Source organism: Actinophytocola sp., from assembly GCF_036002505.1.
In the GTDB taxonomy this organism is placed as follows: Bacteria; Actinomycetota; Actinomycetes; order Mycobacteriales; family Pseudonocardiaceae; genus DASYTH01.
On the sequence record NZ_DASYTH010000205.1, the window covers coordinates 23,304 to 43,290 of the forward strand.

Sequence of the window (19,987 nt, forward strand, 5' to 3'; positions counted from 1 at the left end):
GGTTACCCATCACAGTTGCGGGACAGCGCCGGACTTGCACCGGACTTCGCTACCACCCGTTCACGCCACCGGCCACTATCCGTAACCGGCGCCCGGACGCTACCACCCGGGCATCCCCACGCCTTGTCCCGGACAGTGCGATTTGCTCGCCGCCGATATGACTCGCTCGACGGACGGTGCGACTCGCCGATCGGTCGTCGAGGGATCCCGTGAGCCGTACTCTCCATCATGCGGGTCGCACTCCAGAGCAACCTGGCTTGCTGGGTCGTGAGCTTCTGATAGGACCAACCGAACACCGTCCGCACCGACGTCGCCTCGTCCATCGACGTGCTCAGTGCGTCCAACCGCCCGCAGCCATGGCCCATCTCGGCCAAGGCGTCGGCAATACGCAGATGAGGGCGAGCGGCAATGCGACTACTGGCAATCCGCACCGCCAATGGCAGCCGATCGCACATCTGGACCAATTCGCATACCGAATCAAATTCAGCTTCTAGGCGCCGCGACCCGACAATTCCACCAACCAGCTCAACGGCCTCCTGCGGCGCCAAGGGAGCGAGACTTACGCGAGTTGCGCTTTCGCTAATCACCAGCCCGGAGAGACTATCCCGGCTGGTCACCAATACCAGGCAGCCCTGGTTTGCTGGCAGCAGCGGTCGCACCTGTTCCGCAGTGCTTGCATTGTCCAGCACTATCAACATCCGACGATCTGCGAGCATTGACCGGTATAAACCGACCCGAGCTTCCACCTCAATCGGGATGCGCTCTGGCACGATATCCAGCGCCCGAAGAAACCTGTGCAGGACCTCGCCGGGCGCGACGGGCTCGCCGGGACCATAGCCTTGCAGATTGACATACAGGGTGCCATCCGGAAACTCGCCCTGCACTTGGTGCGCCCACGACACCGCCAGCGCGGTCTTGCCCACCCCTGGAAGGCCGTCCACCGCAGCGATCCCGACGGCACCCGCGACGGCCCCGTGATGCGCTGCGGGCAGCAGTGCGTCGAGAGCAGCCATGTCCTCGACACGGCCGACGAAGTCTCGGATGCGTGGCGGCAACTGCCGGGGCACCTGCGGCTGCACAGGCAATGCGGCGCTGGTCAGCGTTACCTGCTGGATCGAGCCAGCCTGCACCACCGCACCTGTCACTGCACCGCCGGTCTCGTTCCTGACATCCAGATCGTCGGGCACATGGGCAAGTGTGTCGATAAGCGCTGCTGCAGCACAACACCAGACCAACCGACGTGGCCCAAGCGCCCATCACGACCGTGGTCACCGAGGTAATCGACGTGCTTTGGCATTCATAGGTCACCGTAGAGTTCGGCATGATGAGCAGCAAATTTGTGCGGCGATCTGTAAGAACGGTGGGTTTAGCGAGCGCGCCGCGCCCCAGATGGGATCGTCGTGTTCGACAGCAACGACTTTGTACCGGGCCGCCGGCGTAGTGGATGTCAATGGCAGGTGACGGCTCGCTGACATCGGTTGGGTGGGCACCGGGGTTTACGCGGAGTCACGCTCCACCAGCTCGGTGGGGAGGATCACCGGGTTGCCGACCGGTTGGCCGCCGATCTGGGTGAGCAGGAGCTCGGTCATGGTGCGGGCCTGGTCGACGATGGGCTGGCGGATGGTGGTCAGGGCCGGTTCGGTGTGCCGGGCCAACTCGATGTCGTCGTAGCCGACCACCGAGACGTCGTCCGGGATGCGACGACCCGCGGCGCGCAGGGCCCGCAGCGCGCCGCTGGCCATCATGTCGTTGGCGGCGAACAGCGCGTCCAGGTTCGGGTCGCGCTCGAGCAGCTGGTGCATGGCCTGCTCGCCGGACTCCCGGGTGAACCGGCCGTACGCCGCCGGGCCGGGGGCCTGCCCGGCCTGGGCCAGCGCGCGGTGGTAGCCGGTGAGGCGGTCGGCCGCCGCGGTCATGTCCAGCGGACCGGCGATCGTGGCGACCCGCCGCCGCCCGGCCGCGACCAGCCGCTCGGTGGCGAGCTGGCCGCCGCCCACGTTGTCACTGTCCACATAGGTCAGACCGGGGACGGGGCGGTCCGGGCGGCCGCCGACCACGGTCGGCACCCCGGCCGTGATCAGGATCTCCGGCAGCGGGTCGCCGGCGTGCATGGAGGCCAGCAGCACCCCGTCGACGTGCCCGCTGCGCACGTAATCGGCCAGCCGCGCGTGCTCGCGGTCGTTCTGCGCGTTGACCAGCACCAGCTGCACGCCGGTGCCGATCAGGGCCCGGCTGGTGGCCACGATGATCGCGGCCAGGTACGGGTCGGCCAGCACCAGCTCGCTGGGTTCGCGGAGCACCAGGGCGATCGAGTCGGTGCGGCGCATGACCAGGCTCCGGGCCGCCCGGTTCGGCACGTAGCCAAGCCGCTCGACCGCCCCCTCCACCAGCTCCCGGGCCTCCGGCGACACCCGGGGCGAGCCGTTGATCACCCGGGACACGGTGGCCCGGGACACGCCGGCCTCGGCCGCCACCGTGTCCAGCGTCGGCTGCCGCCGTGTCCCCGATCCCGCTGTCATGCCCAGTCGATGCCGTTCGCTCGAATCACCGCGCGATACCAGTGCGCGCTGTCCTTCAACACGCGGCGCTGGGTCGCGTAGTCCACGTGGACGATGCCGAAGCGCTTCGTGTACCCGAAGGCCCACTCGAAGTTGTCCAGCAGCGACCACACGAAGTATCCCCGAAGGTCGATGCCGGCCTCGATCGACTCGTGTACCACGGCCAGGTGATCACGCAGGTAGGCGATCCGCTCCGGGTCCCGCACCGCGCCGTCGGCCTGCACCCGGTCGTCGAACGCCGCGCCGTTCTCGGTGATCATGAGGGGCAGCCCGGGGTAGTCCTCGTGCAGCCGGAGCAGCAGCGTGCGCAGACCCCGCGCGTCGATGGTCCAGCCCATCGCGGTGGCCGGGCCGGGCTGCCGGACGAACACCACGTCGTCGCAGCCCGGCCAGGCGGTCGGTCCGGACCGCGGCTCGCCCAGGTCGACCAGCGTGGGCGCGTAGTAGTTGACGCCCAGCAGGTCGATCGGCTCGCCGATGACCGCCTCGTCCCCGGCCCGCACGAAGCTCCAGTCGGTCAGCGACCCGGTGTCCCGCACCACATCGAACGGGTACCCGCCGCGCAGCAGCGGGTCCAGGAAGATCCGGTTGGCCACCCCGTCGAGGCGCCGGGCCGCTTCGGCGGCGCTCGGCGACGGGGACGCCGGCATGATCGCGTGCAGGTTCAGCGTGATCGACACCTCGGCGCCGGCCGGCAGCACCGACCGCAGCGCGGCCACGCCGAGCCCGTGTGCCAGCAGCAGGTGGTGCGCCGCGCGCAGGGACAGCGCCGGGTCGGTGTGGCCGGGCGCGTGCTCACCGGAACCGTAGCCGAGGAACGCCGAGCACCACGGCTCGTTCAGCGTCGTCCACAGCGGAACCCGGTCGCCCAGCCGGGTGCCGACGACCGAGGCGAACTCGGCGAACCGGGCCGCGGTGTCCCGCTCACCCCAGCCGCCGGCGTCTTCCAGCTCCTGCGGCAGATCCCAGTGGTAGAGCGTGAGCACCGGCATGATCCCGTGCCTGAGCAGCTCGTCGACCAGCCGCTCGTAGTAGTCCAGCCCGGCCGCGTTGACCGGACCGCGCCCGCCCGGCTGGATCCGCGGCCAGGACACGGAGAACCGGTACGCGGACAGGCCCAGCTCGGCCATCAGCGCGATGTCGGTGCGGAACTGCCGGTAGTGGTCCACCGCCACGTCGCCGGTGTCGCCGCCGACGACCTTGCCCGGCGTGTGCGAGAAAGTGTCCCAGATGGACGGTCCGCGCCCGTCCGCGGTGGCCCCGCCCTCGATCTGGTACGCCGCCGTCGCCGCGCCCCAGACGAACCCGGCCGGAAACGACAACCGTGACCCGTTGACGGAGTACTCCTGCGTGCTCAAGCCCATCACCCCTTCGCCGCGCCCTGCAGGCCGTGTTCGCGATCGCCACCTGCACCGTCGGATTCTGCGTGTCGAGCAGGATCAGCGTCCAGCAGCTCTGCCTGTGAGAGCGCTCTCATGGGGTGGGAATGCCCTGAAGGACGCCTTCGGGACACTGAACGTCCTGAAAGCCGCCTTCAGGGCATCCCTCAGCGACCGAAGGTGAACCAGTTGACGTTCACGAAGTCCGCGGGCTGCCCGCTGGTGAACGTGAGGAACACGTCGTGCGTGCCGGTGACCCCGCTGATGTTGGCCGGGACCGTGCGCCAGCTCTGCCAGCCGCCGGTGTTGGCGATGGCGAAGCTGCCGATCGGCGCGCTGCCGAGGCTGTCCAGCCGCACCTCGACCAGCCCGCTGACCCCGCCGGCGGCACCGGACGCCACCCGGGCGCTGAACTGCCGGGCCGGCGTGCCGCCGAAGTTGATCCCGTTGTAGCGGGCCCAGTCTCCGTTGGCGGCCCAGCCGATGTTCTGCCCGCCGCCGGTGTCCGTGGTCGTCTCGACCTGGATTCCGGACTGCTGCTGGAAGTTCTCGGCCTGCAGGGTGGAGTACGCGTCACCGCCACCCCCGCCACCGCCACCGGTGGTCGTGGTCGTCGTGGGACCGCCGCCACCGCCGCGGGTCCACACCGCCACGTAGTCGACGATCATCGGCACCCCGGGAACCGTTGCGCCGGTGGGGGTTCCGGTGCCCGCGACGCCGTTGGGGAAGGAGCCGCCGATGGCCACGTTGAGCAGGATGAAGTAGCCCGCGTGCGAGGTCATGCTGTTCCACGTGTCGGCGGGGAGCTGGCCCTGGCTCACGCTGAAGTACTGTGTTCCGTCGACGTACCAGCGGAGTTGCTGCGGCGAGACGCTCGCGTCCCACTCGAAGCGGTAGGCGTGGAAGGCCGACTGGCAGGACGATCCGGGGCACGGCCGGTTGGTGCCGAGGCCGTTGAACTCGTTGCACGGTCCGCCGGGCGCCACTCCACAGTGGAGGGTGCCCCACACCGCGTTGATCCCGTTGACGTTCTCCATGAAGTCGAACTCGCCGATGCCCGGCCAGTTCTGGAAGTTGCCGCGGTACGGAGAGCCGAGGGCCCAGAACGCCGGCCAGTAGCCGAGGGCCGCGTTGCCGGTGATGTTGGGCATCTGGATGCGGCCCTCGATGCGCAGCACCCCGCCGGCCGCCGGCTTGAAGTTCGACCGCTGGGTCTCGATGCGCGCCGAGGTCCAGTTGCCGGCCCCGTCCCGCAGCGGCGTGATCCGCAGGTTGCCGCCGCCGTCGAGGGCGATGTTCTGGTTGCTGGTGGTGTAGCTCTGGATCTCGCCGGTGCCCCAGTTGCCGGGACCGCCGGGATAGTTGTGGCCGGTGTCGAAGATCCAGTTGGCGCCGGACGGCAGGGATCCGGCCGCGCCGGTGAAGTCGTCGCTCCAGGCGAGCGTCCAGCCCGCGTCGGGTGGGGGCACGGCGGCGTTGGCCGCGAGCGTGATCGGGACGGTGACCAGCACGGCGGTGGTCGCGGCGCCGAGCGCGAGCCGCCAGCGCCGAGCCCGGGCGAAGGGGTGCAGGGATGGGCCGGGCATGGGTGACCTCCTTGTCGACCCAGGGGTGAGGATCCGTTTGTTGGGCCTGGCAACAAACGGAGTAGGGCCATGAAAGCGCTCTCACGACACGTTGTCAATGTCTGACCAAAAGAGGGTTCTGCACAACGAAGGACTGTGGTGGCGCTGGCACCGTGGTCGGTTGGCCGGTTGCTCGCGGCGGGCCAGCGTGCCGTGCGGTGTTCGGATCTGTGGCTGAGCTGGCAGGCCTGGTTGCTAGGACCGACCGCTCGGGCAGGCCTCCGGCCTACCTTCGCTAGTCGGTACGAACACCGCCCGGCGGCCCACCACTCCCAACCGGCGTTGCGCAGAACCCTCACAGCCCGGTAACCGGGATGTGGCAGGTGTTGCGCCCGAGTTGCGGGGCGGCCGCGACCTGTTCGTGATCCGCGCCGCACTGCCGTAACGGCGACCTCAAGTTATCCTGAGAGTGACGTGTCAAGCCCGTACACGGATGTAGGGCGCCTAATCGCGTGGATCATGTTCGGCGTTACGCCCAATCGCAAGATTCATTCACTTGACGGGTGCCCTCAGGTTTCGGGACTGTTAAGCTCACGTCAACACGCGGGCCATCGGAGTCCCGCGCCCAGAACCCGGGAAACCCGAGCTGAGCGCGAGGACGACGAGGGAGGTCGACGCGTGAGCGAGCTTGCGAGCGAACCTTTGAGCACTGCCCCAGTCGCCGAGCTTGCGAGGCGAAGGGGCAGCCATCACCGAGCTTGCGAGGTGATGGCGTGATTTACTCCGCCATCCCCACCCAACAGGGCTTGTACGACCCTGCCGCCGAGCGTGACGCCTGCGGCGTGGCGATGGTGGCGGACATCCGGGGCAGAAGGTCGCACGGCATCGTCGCCGACGGCCTCACCGCGCTGGCCAACCTCGAGCACCGCGGCGCCGCCGGCGCGGAGCCGACCAGCGGCGACGGCGCGGGCATCCTGCTCCAGCTGCCCGACGAGCTGCTCCGGGCCGAGGTGGACTTTCCACTGCCCGAACCGGACTCCGGCACGGGGGCGCACACCTACGCCACCGGCATCGCCATGCTGCCCACCGACCACGGGGCGCGGGCCGCCGCGGTCGACCTGGTGGAGCGGATCGCCAAGGAGGAGGGTCTGGTCCTGCTCGGCTGGCGCGAGGTCCCGGTGGCGCCGAACGCCGCCGAGGTCGGGCCCACCGCCCGCTCGGTGATGCCGCACTTCGCCATGCCGTTCGTGGCCGCGCAGTCCGATCCGGACGGACGGTGCCCGGCCGGCGTCGACCTCGACCGGATGGTCTTCTGCCTGCGCAAGCGGGTCGAGCACGAGAGCGTGACCGCCGGCTGCGGTGTCTACTTCCCGTCGCTGTCCGCGCGCACCTTGGTGTACAAGGGAATGCTCACCACCGCGCAGCTGCCCCGGTTCTTCCCCGACCTCACCGACCCGCGCCTGACCAGCGCCATCGCCCTGGTGCACAGCCGGTTCTCCACCAACACGTTCCCGTCCTGGCCGCTGGCCCACCCGTTCCGCTACGTCGCGCACAACGGCGAGATCAACACGATCCGCGGCAACCGCAACCGGATGCGCGCCCGCGAGGCGCTGCTGGCCTCCGAGCTGATCCCCGGCGACCTCACCCGGCTCTACCCGATCTGCGACCCGGACGGCTCCGACTCGGCCTCCTTCGACGAGGTGCTGGAGCTGCTCCACCTGGGCGGCCGGAGCCTCCCGCACGCGGTGCTGATGATGATCCCGGAGGCCTGGGAGAACCATTCCACAATGGACCCCCGGCGCCGCGCCTTCTACCAGTTCCACGCCAGCCTGATGGAACCGTGGGACGGGCCGGCGAGCGTGACGTTCAGCGACGGCACGGTGGTCGGCGCCGTGCTGGACCGCAACGGCCTGCGCCCGGCGCGCTGGTGGCGCACCGCCGACGACCGGGTGGTGCTGGCCAGCGAGACCGGTGTGCTGGACGTGCCGCCGGACCAGGTGGTCGCCAAGGGCCGGCTGCAGCCCGGCCGGATGTTCCTGGTGGACACCGGGGCCGGCACGATCGTGGATGACGACGAGATCAAGTCCGCGCTGGCCGCCGACCTGCCCTACGAGGACTGGGTGCACGCCGGCCTGCTCAAGCTCGCCGACCTGCCGGACCGCGACCACGTGGTGCAGACGCACGAGTCGGTGCTGCGCCGCCAGCTCACCTTCGGCTACACCGAGGAGGAGCTGAAGATCCTGCTCAGCCCGATGGCGGTGACCGGCGCGGAGCCGATCGGGTCGATGGGCACGGACACTCCGCCGGCCGCGCTCTCCCAGCGGTCCCGGCTGCTCTACGACTACTTCAAGCAGAACTTCGCGCAGGTGACCAACCCGCCGCTGGACGCGATCCGCGAGGAGATCGTCACCTCGGTGCGGCGGATCATGGGTCCGGAGCAGAACCTGCTCGACCCGGGGCCGGCGTCCTGCCGGCACATCATGCTGCCCTACCCGGTGATCGACAACGACGAGCTGGCCAAGCTCATCCACGTCAACGACGACGGCGACCTGCCCGGCTACGCCTGCACGGTGATTCCCGGACTGTACGAAGTGGACGGTGGCGGGCCGGCGCTGCGCGCGGCGATCGAGCGGGTGCGCCGCGAGGCCTCCGAGGCGATCGCGGCCGGCGCACGCACGCTGGTGCTCTCCGACCGGGACTCCGACCACCGGTTGGCGCCGATCCCGTCGCTGCTGCTGGTCTCCGCGGTGCACCACCACCTGGTGCGCACCAAGGAACGGCTGCGGGTGGCGCTGGTGGTGGAGACCGGCGACGCGCGCGAGGTGCACCACATCGCGCTGCTGCTGGGCTACGGCGCCGCGGCGGTGAACCCGTACCTGGCCTTCGAGACCATCGAGGACCTCGTGGCGCACGGCGCGATCACCGGGCTGGAGCCGCACACCGCGGTCCGCAACTACGTGACCGCGCTGGTCAAGGGCGTCCTCAAGATCATGTCCAAGATGGGCATCTCCACCGTGGGCGCCTACACCGCGGCCCAGGTGTTCGAGGCGCTCGGGCTCGCGCACGACGTGCTCGGCGAGTACTTCACCGGCACCACGTCCAAGCTCGGCGGGGTCGGGCTGGACGTGATCGCCGAGGAGGTGGCCGCGCGGCACCGGCGGGCGCATCCGGAGAACCCGGCCGACCGCGAGCACCGCGGGCTGGAGGTGGGCGGCGAGTACGCCTACCGCCGCGAGGGCGAGCTGCACCTGTTCACCCCGGAGACCGTGTTCCTGTTGCAGCACGCGACGAAGACCCGGAAGGACGAGGTGTACCGGCACTACACCGAGGAAGTCGAGCGGCTCAACCGCGAAGGCGGTGCACTGCGCGGAATGTTCCGGCTCCGCACGGAAGGGCGCACCCCGCTGCCGATCGACGAGGTGGAGCCGGTCGAGCAGATCCTCAAGCGGTTCAACACCGGCGCGATGTCGTACGGCTCGATCAGTGCCGAGGCGCACGAGACCTTCGCCATCGCCATGAACATGATCGGTGGGCGGTCCAACACCGGGGAGGGCGGCGAGGACCCGGACCGGCTCTACGACGCGAAGCGCCGGTCGGCCATCAAGCAGGTCGCGAGTGGACGGTTCGGGGTCACCAGCGAGTACCTGGTGAACGCCACCGATCTGCAGATCAAGATGGCGCAGGGCGCCAAGCCCGGTGAGGGCGGGCAGCTGCCGCCGAACAAGGTGTACCCGTGGATCGCCCGCACCCGGCACAGCACGGCCGGGGTCGGGCTGATCTCGCCGCCGCCGCACCACGACATCTACTCCATCGAGGACCTGGCCCAGCTCATCCACGACCTCAAGAACGCCAACGAGCACGCGCGGGTGCACGTGAAGCTGGTGTCCGAGGTGGGGGTCGGCACGGTGGCCGCCGGGGTGTCGAAGGCGCACGCGGACGTCGTGCTGATCTCCGGCCACGACGGGGGGACCGGCGCCTCGCCGCTGAACTCGTTGAAGCACGCCGGCACACCGTGGGAGGTCGGGCTGGCCGAGACCCAGCAGACGTTGATGCTCAACGGTTTGCGGGACCGGATCACGGTCCAGGTGGACGGCGGCATGAAGACCGGGCGGGACGTGATCGTCGCCGCGCTGCTCGGCGCCGAGGAGTACGGCTTCGCCACCGCGCCGATGATCGTCGTCGGCTGCGTGATGATGCGGGTGTGCCACCTGGACACCTGCCCGGTCGGGGTGGCCACGCAGAACCCGGTGCTGCGCGAGCGGTACACCGGGCAGGCCGAGCATGTGGTCAACTTCTTCCGGTTCGTCGCCCAGGAGGTGCGCGAGTTGTTGGCGCAACTCGGTTTCCGCACCCTGGATGAGGCGATCGGGCACGCCGAGCTGCTGAACGTGGACGAGGCGGTCGCGCACTGGAAGACGCGGGGCATGGACCTCACCCCGGTGTTCACGGTGCCGGAAAGCCCCTACGGCACCGCCCGGCGCCGGGTGCGGGCCCAGGACCATGGTCTGGACCACGCGCTGGACCGGACGCTGATCCAGCTCGCCGAGGCGGCGCTGGAGGACGCCCACCCGGTGCGGCTGGAGCTGCCTGTCCGCAACGTGAACCGCACCGTCGGCACCCTGCTCGGGTCCGAGGTGACCCGGCGCTACGGCGGCCAGGGGCTGCCCGAGGACACCATCCAGATCACCCTGACCGGTTCCGCCGGCCAGTCCCTCGGCGCGTTCCTGCCCGCCGGGATCTCCCTTGATCTGATTGGGGATGCCAACGACTACGTCGGCAAGGGCCTGTCCGGCGGGCGGATCGTGATCCGGCCGGCGCCGGACGCGCCGTTCGCCGCCGAGCAGCAGGTGATCGCCGGCAACGTGATCGGCTACGGCGCCACCGGTGGCGAGCTGTTCGTGCGCGGGCGGGTCGGTGAGCGGTTCTGCGTGCGGAACTCCGGTGCGGTCGCGGTGGCCGAGGGCGTCGGCGACCACGCGTTCGAGTACATGACCGGCGGCCGGGCCGTGGTGCTCGGGCCGACCGGGCGGAACCTGGCGGCCGGCATGTCCGGTGGCATCGCCTACGTGCTGGATCTCGACGAGCGGATGGTGAACAAGGCGATGGTGGCCCTGCAGCGGCCGGACGCCGATGATCTGCGCAGGCTGCGCGACATCGTCGACCGGCACCACCGGCTGACCGGCTCGGCGGTGGCCGCGTCGCTGCTCGGCGACTGGACCCGGCGGGCCCGCTCGTTCACCAAGGTGATGCCGCGCGACTACCAGCGGGTGCTCGAGGCGGCGCGGATCGCCCGGGCCGAGGGGCGCGACGTGGACGAGGCGGTCATGGAGGCGGCCGTGAGCGGAGGCGGAGGCCGCGGTGGTGGCTGAACCGAGGAGCAGCGCAGGCGCGAGGAACGAGCGCCGTAGACAACAGTGGCCGAGCCGGAGCGAACCTGGAGAAATTGCGTGGCTGACCCGAACGGCTTCCTCAAGCACAACCGGCAGGACGCGCCCAAGCGGTCCAAAGTGGACCGCCTGGCGGACTGGCACGAGGTCTACGTCGACCTCGACCCGGCCGAGCGCGAGTCCCAGGTCCGGGCGCAGGCCACCCGGTGCATGGACTGCGGCATCCCATTCTGCCACTCCGGCTCCGCCGGCTGCCCGCTGGGCAACCTGATCCCGGAGTGGAACGACCTGGTGCGCCGCGGCGACTGGACCGCGGCCAGCGACCGGCTGCACGCGACGAACAACTTCCCGGAGTTCACCGGCCGGCTCTGCCCCGCGCCGTGCGAGTCCGCGTGCGTGCTGGCCATCTCGGCCGACGCCGGGGGAGCGGTGGCGATCAAGCGGGTCGAGCAGGCCATCGCCGACGAGTCCTGGAACCGCGACCTGGTCGGCGCCCGCCCTGCCGCGGTGTCGTCGGGTAAGCGCGTCGCCGTCGTCGGCTCCGGCCCGGCCGGCCTGGCGGCCGCCCAGCAGCTCACCCGCGCCGGCCACGAGGTGACCGTGTACGAGCGCGACGACCGCCTCGGCGGCCTGCTCCGCTACGGCATCCCCGAGTTCAAAATGGAGAAGAAGGTCCTCGACCGCCGTCTCGCCCAACTCCGCGCCGAAGGCACCCACTTCGTCACCGGCTGCGAGGTCGGCGGCTCCGCCCCCGGTGACCTCTCCGTCGAAGCGCTCCGCTCCACCTACGACGCCGTCGTCCTCGCCGTCGGCGCGCTCCGCGGCCGCGACGCCCCCGACCTCTCCGGCCGTTCCCTCGCCGGTGTCCACCTCGCCATGGACCACCTCGTCCCCGCCAACCGCGAATCCGAAGGCGACGACCCCACCCCCATCTCCGCCCACGGCAAGCACGTCATCATCATCGGCGGCGGCGACACCGGCGCCGACTGCTACGGCACCGCCACCCGCCAGGGCGCACTTTCCGTGACCCAACTGGACATCTACCCCCGCCCGCCGGACCTGCGCGACGACGACCGCTCCCCCTGGCCCGTCTGGCCCTGGATCCTCCGCACCTATCCCGCCCACGAAGAAGCCGGCCAACGCCGATTCGCCGTCGCCGTCCAACGCTTCATCGGCAACGACCAGGGCCACGTTGCCGCCATCGAGGTCCGCGAGGTCACCGTCCACAAAGACCCCACCACCGGCACCCGCACCCTGGTCCCCGCGGGCGACCACACCGAACTCCTCCCGGCCGACCTGGTCCTCCTCGCCATCGGCTTCGACGGGGTGGAGCACATGCCCCTGCTGGACGGGCTCGGCCTCTCCCTCAACGGCCGCGGCGCGCTCCCCTGCGGCACCGACTGGCAAACCACCACCCCCGGCGTCTTCGTCTGCGGCGACGCCCACCGCGGCGCGAGCCTGGTGGTCTGGGCCATCGCCGAAGGCCGCTCCGCCGCCCACGCCGTCGACGCCTACCTCACCGGCACCTCCAACCTCCCCACCCCCGTCCACCCCACCGCCCTCCCGCTCGCCGTGGTGTAAAGCAAGCAATATGAGGTTGCCCGCAAAAACCGCGGGCAACCTCATTCGGCGAGTTTAATCGGTGGGATCGACGACGACCACGTCCGTGAAGAATACACAGCTCAGCACTCTTGAGGTGACGAGTGTGCATTCATCTTCCGGCCAGGACGTCCACAGGTAGCCCTGGGGGAGGATCATGTCGGCGTCCAGGAGCACCTGATAGGTGCCGGCGCAGTTGGCCTGGCCCGCACACAGGTGGCCGTCGGCCGAGAAGACAAGCGTGCAGGCTTGATCGTCAATGTTCTGGTGGACGCACTCGCTTACCGGCCCTTGTTCCACGACGTTACTATTGATGGCTAGTTCCGTAAAGGCGAGGAGATTTGCCATTGTCTCGTGTGGATAGTCCGGGTCATCGGAAGGACACTCGATATCGCCGTCGAAGTCCGTCGTCGTGCCGTCCAGGATGCCATTCGTGTAGAACGCGGTAGTCGTGAATTCGGCGAAGGGGTTGCAGGTCGGCGGCGGGAAATCCAAGTCGTCGTCGACGTGCCCTCCTGCCTTGAACTTGAGAAACTCGTGGCCGTCGAGGCGGAACGACTGGGTCTTCACCACTTTGGTTCGCACCCCGGTCGCCTTGCTCCCGGCCTGGGTGGCGAAGGCACTCTGCGCGCCGGTTGTCACCAAGGTCAAGCACAGTGCGCCGGTCAGGAGATACTTAATACCGCGTCGCGGTTTAGCGTGCATTATTACCCCAGTTCTCAGTGTCGCATGGCGTAAATGCTTATCGACCGATGGCGGGGAACACACCCTTAATGTGCGACGTCATCCGCATGGTTTTCAGGAGAAACGTCGCAATTGCCGGTCATGGACCCCCAGTCAACAAGCGGCTACATGCTCTTTGTAGTCGGTCAGCGGTAGGTTGTCAAGCCGAGTCCGATCGGCCTCCAGCCAACGGGATAGGCACCGTGACCTGGCCGCCGGGATGCTCGATGATCAAGGTGAGAATGCGTGCATCTGCGGGTGGCCCCGGTTCGAACACCCGCTTCTCGAAGAACACGGCGTGCGAGCCGGAACCACCTGCGGGTCCGCCCCGGTACCGTGTTCCCACATCGTCCCACCCGTGCCAGCGGACACTCGAACCGAAGTGCTCCCGCCTTCGGCGCGAATCGACATCAACGTGCGCGAGGTTCACGGCGAGGAATGTCGACCACAGCTCCAGGCTCACCAGATCGGCGGTCATCTCACCGATGGTGATGATGCGGCCCACCAGCGGAATGACGTCGTGCAGTGCCGGAGTCGGCGGGTTTTCGATTGTCTGCCGCCACCCGGGCCGCACGTTGCCTGCGCGGCTGGCCACGGCGCCGGTGCGGGACGTCGTCGACGCCGACATCTGATGCCGCACGAGCTGCGGCCAACTGGCGTCCCGCAGGGTTGCCTCCATGTCGGCCAGGATCTGCTCCGCGTCCTCCTGCCGGAGTGCCTCCGCAGCCACCAGCCCGATCGCTACCCCGCGGATCTCAAACAGGTTGAAGCTGTTCTGCCGGCTGGGTGACGGCTGCCCCCTGCCCGCTCCGAGCCGGTCGGCAATCAATTTCTCCAGATAACCACGTCCGTCCATGTCCCTATCATCCACCGCCGATACCGGCGCTCTGGCTGGCGGATTTGCGCTACACCTCGGCCAGTGCGTTGAGGGTGGCCGCGGCGTGCGTGATGTCGGCGGAGAGCGGGCGGTCGGTGAGGTCGGGGTCGAGGACGGCGGCGGCCGCCTCGAAGGCGAGCCGGACCGGGAGGTCGAGAAGGCTGGCGTTGCGCATGCGGAGGGCGCGGGTGGCGGCGACGAGTTCGCAGGCGAGGACGTGGCGGTAGGCGGTGGCGGCGTGGTGGATGGCGCGGGCGGCCTGGGTGGCGAAGCTGGCGTGGTCTTCGAGGCCGCGGGAGACGACGGCGGTGCCGATTGTCACCGGGAGCGCGGCTTGGCGGAGTTGGGCCAGGGCGTCGTGGGCGACGTATTCGAGGATCATGATGCCGGAGCTGCCGCGGGGGCCGGTGGCCAGGAAGGCGGGGAGGCCGGTCAACGTTGGCTCGACGAGGTCGCCCAGGCGGGCGGCGGAGAGCTCGGCGACGTGGTGGACGGTGGCGCGCAGGCGGTCGAGGGCGACGGCCACATAGGCCGTGTGGAAGTGGGCGTGGTGGTAGGCGTCCCGGGTCTCGGTGGAGATCATCGGGTTCTCGGTGGCGGCGTTGATCTCGATGGTGAGGACGTCGCGGAGGTATTGGCAGGCGTCCAGGGCGGGGCCTTGGACCTGGGGGAAGGCGCGCAGGCCGTAGGGGTCCTGGAGGCGTTTGCCGGGGAGTGGGGTGCCGCTCATGCCCAGTAGCCGGCGTAGCTCGGCGGCGCAGCGGACCTGGCCGGGGTGGGGCCGGGCCTCGTGGACCGGGGTGGCGTAGGCCTCGGGGTTGCCGTCGAGGGCGATGAAGGAGAGCGCGGCGACGGCGTGGCTGGCGCGCAGCAGGCGGTCCATCTCCAGGCAGCCGAGGACGGACTCGGCGATGGTGGCGGCGTTGCTGCTCTGGAACGCCAGCGCGTCGCCGGTGTCGAACGGGACGGGCGGCAGCGAGCCGGACGCCCAGGCGTGCTCGCCGGCCAGCGCCAACCCGGTCTCGGCGAGCGCGGTCAGGTCGCCCGTGCCGATCGAGCCGGTGCGGTGCACCCGCGGGATCGCGCCGAGCGTCAGGGCGTCGGCGAGCGCGGTCAGCAGGCGCGGGTTCACCCCGGCCCGGCCGGCGGCGAGTTGGCTCAACCGCACCAGAAGCATGGCCCGGGCGAGCGGCGCGGCCAGCTCCTCGCCGGTGCCACCGGCGTGGCTGCGCATCAGTCGGCGGCCCTGCTCGTGCGCGGTCCCGGCGTCCAGCGGCTGGTCGCGGTTGGCGCCGACGCCGGTGGTGTGACCGTAGACCGGGCGCCGCGCGATCAGCTCGGGCACCAGCCGCCAGGAGTCCCCGGCCCGGCGCAGCGCCTCCGGGGCGACCTCGACGCGAACGTCGCGGCGATCGGCGATGAGCTGGACATCCTCGCAGCGCAGGGATATCCCGTCGACCATCAACACCCGACCGTCCACTGTGGTCATCCCTGATCGATACACCAAACCGCGGTTCTACTGGTGAGTATCCCGATACGTGGTCACTCGTTAGCGCTGATAAGACGTCGACCGGGTGAAAGGTGGGCACGATGACATACGGAAAGTGGCGGAGCGGACTGGTGCTGGGGGCGAGCTGCCTCACCCTCGCGGGCCTGCTCCTGCCGGCCCCGGCGATCGCGGCCCCGTCCGTCGTGGTGCACCCGGCAGCCGACACCGCGGCCGAGGCCGCCGCGGTCGCGGCCAAGTGGACGCCGGCCGCCATGCGCAGCGCCATCCCGCTGGACACGCTCGTGGTCAGCAACACGAAGCGGCTCAGCACCAAGGTGGCCAAGGGCGCCCCGCAGGTCGTCAAGCCCACCGCGGGCGGCGTGTCCGTCCAGTCGTTCCCCAACGGCGGCGGCGCGTGGACCGGCGGCGGCGGGATCACCAGGACCTCCGGCCGGGTGTTCTTCACCTTCCAGGGCCGCCGCGCCTCGTGCAGCGGGGACGCGGTGACCAGCGGCAACAAGAGCGTCGTGCTGACCGCCGGGCACTGCGTCAAGCTCGAGGGCGCCTTCCACACCGACTGGGTGTTCGTGCCCGGTTACAACAACGGCAACGCGCCGTTCGGCACCTGGACCGCCCGGCAGACCCTGACCACGCCGCAGTGGCTGGCCAGCGAGGACATCAACTTCGACGTCGGCGCGGCCGTGGTGAACACGCTCAACGGCCAGCGGCTGACCGACGTCACCGGCGCCCAGGGCGTGGCCTTCAACCAGGCCCGCGGCCAGCGGATGTACGCGTTCGGCTTCCCCGCCGCGGCGCCCTATGACGGCACCAAGCTGATCTACTGCAGCGGAACCGTGATCAACGACTTCCTGCTGAGCAGCGACCTCGGCATGTCCTGCAACATGACCGGCGGCGCCAGCGGCGGCCCGTGGTTCCTCAACTTCAACGAGGGCACCGGCACCGGCGTGCAGAACTCGGTGAACAGCTTCCGCTACCAGATCCTCGGCGTGATCGACCCCGGCTTCATGTTCGGGCCGTACTTCGGGACCGACGCGCAGAACCTGTACAACACCGCGTCAGTGAGCTAGTGCCAGTCCAGATCATCGCGGGTTGACAAAGCCTCGTGCCTGCCAACAGAACCTCAGGGGACCGTGACGGTACTCAGCCACAATGACCCTGCCAACCGCAGGGTCCCCGGGGACGCAACCGAGGTAAAAACTCCGGAGAGGCGGAACAGTAGGCTGCCCGCCGTGACGTTCAGCGGATTCGGCGAGCATGCCATCGACTTCTACGACGGGCTGGCCGCGGACAACTCCAAGGCGTACTGGGAGGACAACAAGAAGGTCTACCAGGAGGATGTCCGCGCCCCGATGGAGGAGCTGCTCGCCGCGCTGGACAAGGAGTTCGGCGGGGACTTCGGCACGCCCAAGGTGTTCCGGCCGTACCGCGACGTCCGGTTCGCCAAGGACAAGACCCCGTACAAGACCGAGTGCGGCGGGGTGATCGAGGCCGGGCGCGGCGCCGGTGCGTACTACGTGCAGGTCAGCCCGGAGGGGCTGATGGTCGGTGGCGGCTGCTTCCACCTGCACTCCGACCAGATCGAGCGGTTCCGGGTGGCGGTGGCCGACGACATCCGCGGGCCGGCGCTGGAGAAGATCATCGCCACCCTGCGCCGGAAGGGCTGGGAGGTCAGGGGCGACCAGATGAAGGTCCGCCCGCGCGGCTATCCCGCCGACCACCCGCGGATCGACCTGCTGCGCTACCGGTCGGTCTACACCAGAAGGGTGTGGGAGCCGGACGACGTGCTGCACGAGAAGGCCTGCCTGGACCGGGTGCGCAAGGCCTGGCGGGAGATCCGCCCGTTCAACGAGTGGGCGGCCGACCACGTCGGGGTCAGCGAGCAGCCGCACCGCTGAAAGTTTCTGAATCGAAGACTGAATCGAGACAAAGCTACTGCGCGGTACTTCGGGATCGTTCCAGCGGGCCGGGCTAGGCTGCCTAAACGTGAGCCGACGAGCGAAGATCGTCTGTACTTTGGGTCCGGCCGTGTCCACTGCGGAGCGGGTGAACGAGCTGGTCCGGGCGGGTATGGACGTCGCCAGGATGAACTTCAGCCACGGTAGCAAGAGCGACCACAAGCAGGTGTACGACCTGGTCCGGGCGGCCTCCGACGAGACCGGGCACGCCGTGGGCATCCTGGCCGACCTGCAGGGCCCCAAGATCCGGCTGGGCACGTTCGCGGCGGGCCCGGTGGAGTGGAAGACCGGCGAGGTCGTCCGGATCACCGTGGAGGACGTGGCCGGCACGCACGACCGGGTGTCCACCACCTACAAGGGCCTGGCCAACGACGCCCGGCCGGGCGACAAGCTGCTGGTCGACGACGGCAAGGTGAGCCTCGTGGTCCGCGAGGTCGACAGCCAGGACGTGGTCGCCGAGGTGACCGAGGGCGGGCCGGTCAGCAACAACAAGGGGATCTCGCTGCCCGGCATGGACGTGTCCATTCCGGCACTGTCCGAGAAGGACGTCGAGGACCTGGAGTTCGCGCTGCAGCTCGGCGTCGACTTCATCGCACTGTCGTTCGTCCGGTCCCCGGCCGACATCGACCTCGTGCACCAGGTGATGGACCGGATCGGCCGCGGCCGCATCCCGGTGATCGCGAAGCTGGAGAAGCCCGAGGCGGTGAGCAACCTCGAGGCCATCGTGCTGGCCTTCGACGGGGTCATGGTGGCCCGCGGCGACCTCGGTGTCGAGCTCCCGCTCGAGCAGGTGCCGCTGGTGCAGAAGCGGGCCATCCAGATCGCCCGGGAGAACGCCAAGCCGGTCGTGGTCGCCACCCAGATGCTCGAGTCGATGATCAACAACTCCCGGCCGACCCGGGCCGAGGCATCCGACGTGGCCAACGCCGTGCTGGACGGCGCGGACGCGCTCATGCTCTCCGGCGAGACCAGCGTGGGCCGCTACCCGGTCGAGGCCGTGCGGACCATGAGCAAGATCATCTCGGCGGTCGAGCAGGAGTCCACCGTGGTGCCGCCGCTCTCGCACGTGCCGCGGACCAAGCGCGGGGTGATCTCCTACGCGGCCCGGGACATCGGGGAACGGCTCAACGCCAAGGCATTGGTCGCGTTCACGCAGTCCGGGGACACCGTGCGGCGGCTGGCCCGGCTGCACACCCACCTGCCGCTGCTGGCGTTCACCCCGGAGCAGAGCGTGCGCAGCCAGCTGGCGCTGACCTGGGGCACCGAGACGTTCATCGTGCCCAGTGTGGACTCCACCGACCAGATGGTCCGGCAGGTCGACCTGTCCATGCTGACCATCGGGCGCTACCAGGACGGTGACCTGGTGGTCATCGTCGCGGGCTCCCCGCCGGGCACGATCGGCTCCACTAACCTGATCCGGGTGCACCGCCTCGGTGAGGAGGACCACGCCTGAGAGGAGCTTCGTGGAGGCCGTCGATCACGCTGGTCAGCCGGTGCTCGACCGGTTGGTGAAGCTCCTGGACCTCGAGAAGATCGAGGAGAACATCTACCGAGGGGAGAGCCCGCGCAGCGCCACCGTGCGGGTGTTCGGCGGTCAGGTGGCCGGACAGGCGCTGGTCGCGGTGGGCCGGACGGTGCCGCCGGAACGCCGGGTGCATTCGTTGCACGCCTACTTCATCCGCCCCGGCGACCCGAGCGTGCCGATCGTGTACGAAGTGGACCGGATCCGTGACGGCCGCTCGTTCACCACCCGGCGGGCGGTGGCGGTCCAGCACGGCAAGGCGATCTTCGCGCTGTCCGCGTCGTTCCAGGTCGAGGAGCCTGGTCTGGACCACGCCGAGCCGATGCCGGACGTGCCGGACCCGGAGACGCTGCCCACCCGGCTGCAGAGCCTCGGGGACTTCGCCGAGAAGCTCGGCCGGGTGGCCACCGTGCCGCGCCCGATCGACATCCGGTACGTGACCGAGCCGCCGTGGCTGTCCCGCGAACGGGGGCCCCGCGACGACGCGCGCAGCCAGGTCTGGATGCGGGCCGACGGCACCCTGCCCGACGACGACCTGCTGCACGTCTGCGTGCTGACCTACGCCTCGGACATGACGCTGCTGGACGCGATCCTGGCCCGGCACGGCGTCTACTGGGGCACCGACAACGTGATCGGCGCCAGCCTGGACCACGCACTGTGGTTCCACCGCCCGTTCCGCGCCGACGAGTGGTTCCTCTACGACTGCGCCTCGCCGAGCGCCTCGAACGCGCGGGGCCTGGCCACCGGCCGGTTCTTCTCGCAGGATGGCAAGCTGATCGCCACCGTGGTGCAGGAGGGACTGCTCCGCGTGGTTCCCTGACGCCGGAATACTCGAGCGGGCCGGTGGTGTCTGGACTGACGAGCAGCGCAGGGAGCGAGGAACGAGCGACCGAGCAGCGCAGGAGGGAAGAC

13 protein-coding genes are annotated in these 19,987 nt (G+C 69.7%); 6 read left to right on the forward strand and 7 right to left on the reverse strand.

Annotated features, from left to right (window positions below; translation table 11 throughout):
- Window positions 1–2: 2 nt before the first annotated feature.
- The 4 genes from VGR06_RS44255 to VGR06_RS17600 all read right to left on the reverse strand — a co-directional run bounded on the left by VGR06_RS44255 (window position 3) and on the right by VGR06_RS17600 (window position 5,523).
- Window positions 3–1,187 carry an NB-ARC domain-containing protein gene (locus VGR06_RS44255; RefSeq protein ID WP_422652995.1) on the reverse strand — a complete coding sequence of 395 codons (1,185 nt, stop codon included), beginning with the start codon at window positions 1,185–1,187 and terminating at the stop codon, window positions 3–5.
- A gap of 309 nt (window positions 1,188–1,496) precedes the next feature.
- Entirely contained in the window at window positions 1,497–2,519 is a 1,023-nt protein-coding gene (locus VGR06_RS17590; RefSeq protein WP_327560163.1) for a LacI family DNA-binding transcriptional regulator, read from the reverse strand.
- Window positions 2,516–3,916, reverse strand: coding sequence for a GH1 family beta-glucosidase (locus VGR06_RS17595; protein ID WP_414637288.1), 1,401 nt, complete (start codon window positions 3,914–3,916; stop codon window positions 2,516–2,518). The genes VGR06_RS17590 and VGR06_RS17595 overlap by 4 nt, the downstream gene beginning before the upstream one ends.
- Window positions 3,917–4,104: 188 nt before the next feature.
- Entirely contained in the window at window positions 4,105–5,523 is a 1,419-nt protein-coding gene (locus VGR06_RS17600; RefSeq protein WP_327560165.1) for a glycoside hydrolase family 16 protein, read from the reverse strand.
- 752 nt (window positions 5,524–6,275) lie between these two features.
- Between VGR06_RS17600 and gltB the strand changes: the two genes are divergently transcribed.
- Together gltB and VGR06_RS17610 are read left to right on the forward strand one after the other, a co-directional pair.
- The gene (gltB, locus tag VGR06_RS17605; protein ID WP_327560166.1) at window positions 6,276–10,871 is read left to right on the forward strand and encodes a glutamate synthase large subunit; all 4,596 of its coding nucleotides are present in this window, start codon (window positions 6,276–6,278) and stop codon (window positions 10,869–10,871) included.
- Window positions 10,872–10,949: 78 nt separating this feature from the next.
- Window positions 10,950–12,470, forward strand: a complete 1,521-nt coding sequence (locus tag VGR06_RS17610) for a glutamate synthase subunit beta (protein ID WP_327560167.1) — start codon at window positions 10,950–10,952, stop codon at window positions 12,468–12,470.
- A gap of 54 nt (window positions 12,471–12,524) precedes the next feature.
- Here the strand turns inward: VGR06_RS17610 and VGR06_RS17615 are convergent, their stop codons facing one another.
- The 3 genes from VGR06_RS17615 to VGR06_RS17625 all read right to left on the reverse strand — a co-directional run bounded on the left by VGR06_RS17615 (window position 12,525) and on the right by VGR06_RS17625 (window position 15,556).
- A complete protein-coding gene (locus VGR06_RS17615) occupies window positions 12,525–13,130 on the reverse strand; it encodes a hypothetical protein (RefSeq protein ID WP_327560168.1) in 606 nt (201 codons plus the stop codon).
- Window positions 13,131–13,371: 241 nt separating this feature from the next.
- On the reverse strand, window positions 13,372–14,067 hold the full coding sequence (locus tag VGR06_RS17620) for a hypothetical protein (RefSeq protein ID WP_327560169.1): 696 nt from the start codon (window positions 14,065–14,067) through the stop codon (window positions 13,372–13,374).
- A 49-nt stretch (window positions 14,068–14,116) separates the two neighbouring features.
- Entirely contained in the window at window positions 14,117–15,556 is a 1,440-nt protein-coding gene (locus tag VGR06_RS17625) for an aromatic amino acid ammonia-lyase (protein ID WP_327560189.1), read from the reverse strand.
- Between the two features lie 122 nt (window positions 15,557–15,678).
- On the opposite strand from VGR06_RS17625, the gene VGR06_RS17630 reads away from it, so the two are divergent.
- The 4 genes from VGR06_RS17630 (at window position 15,679) to tesB (ending at window position 19,895) form a co-directional block, all read left to right on the forward strand.
- Window positions 15,679–16,665 (forward strand): peptidase, encoded by a 987-nt coding sequence (locus VGR06_RS17630; protein ID WP_327560170.1) that lies wholly within the window; start codon window positions 15,679–15,681, stop codon window positions 16,663–16,665.
- A gap of 162 nt (window positions 16,666–16,827) precedes the next feature.
- A complete protein-coding gene (locus VGR06_RS17635) occupies window positions 16,828–17,493 on the forward strand; it encodes a DUF2461 domain-containing protein (RefSeq protein WP_327560171.1) in 666 nt (221 codons plus the stop codon).
- Between the two features lie 88 nt (window positions 17,494–17,581).
- Window positions 17,582–19,006 (forward strand): pyruvate kinase, encoded by a 1,425-nt coding sequence (pyk, locus tag VGR06_RS17640; protein WP_327560172.1) that lies wholly within the window; start codon window positions 17,582–17,584, stop codon window positions 19,004–19,006.
- Window positions 19,007–19,016: 10 nt separating this feature from the next.
- The gene (gene tesB, locus VGR06_RS17645) at window positions 19,017–19,895 is read left to right on the forward strand and encodes an acyl-CoA thioesterase II (protein ID WP_327560173.1); all 879 of its coding nucleotides are present in this window, start codon (window positions 19,017–19,019) and stop codon (window positions 19,893–19,895) included.
- The last annotated feature ends 92 nt before the right edge of the window (window positions 19,896–19,987 follow it).

Coding starts and splice junctions, on each gene's coding strand:
- VGR06_RS17590 (WP_327560163.1), bottom strand. CDS start 2,519: ATGACAGCGGGATCGGGGACACGGCGGCAGCCGACGCTGGACACGGTG.
- VGR06_RS17600 (WP_327560165.1), bottom strand. CDS start 5,523: ATGCCCGGCCCATCCCTGCACCCCTTCGCCCGGGCTCGGCGCTGGCGG.
- VGR06_RS17620 (WP_327560169.1), bottom strand. CDS start 14,067: ATGGACGGACGTGGTTATCTGGAGAAATTGATTGCCGACCGGCTCGGA.
- VGR06_RS17630 (WP_327560170.1), top strand. CDS start 15,679: ATGACATACGGAAAGTGGCGGAGCGGACTGGTGCTGGGGGCGAGCTGC.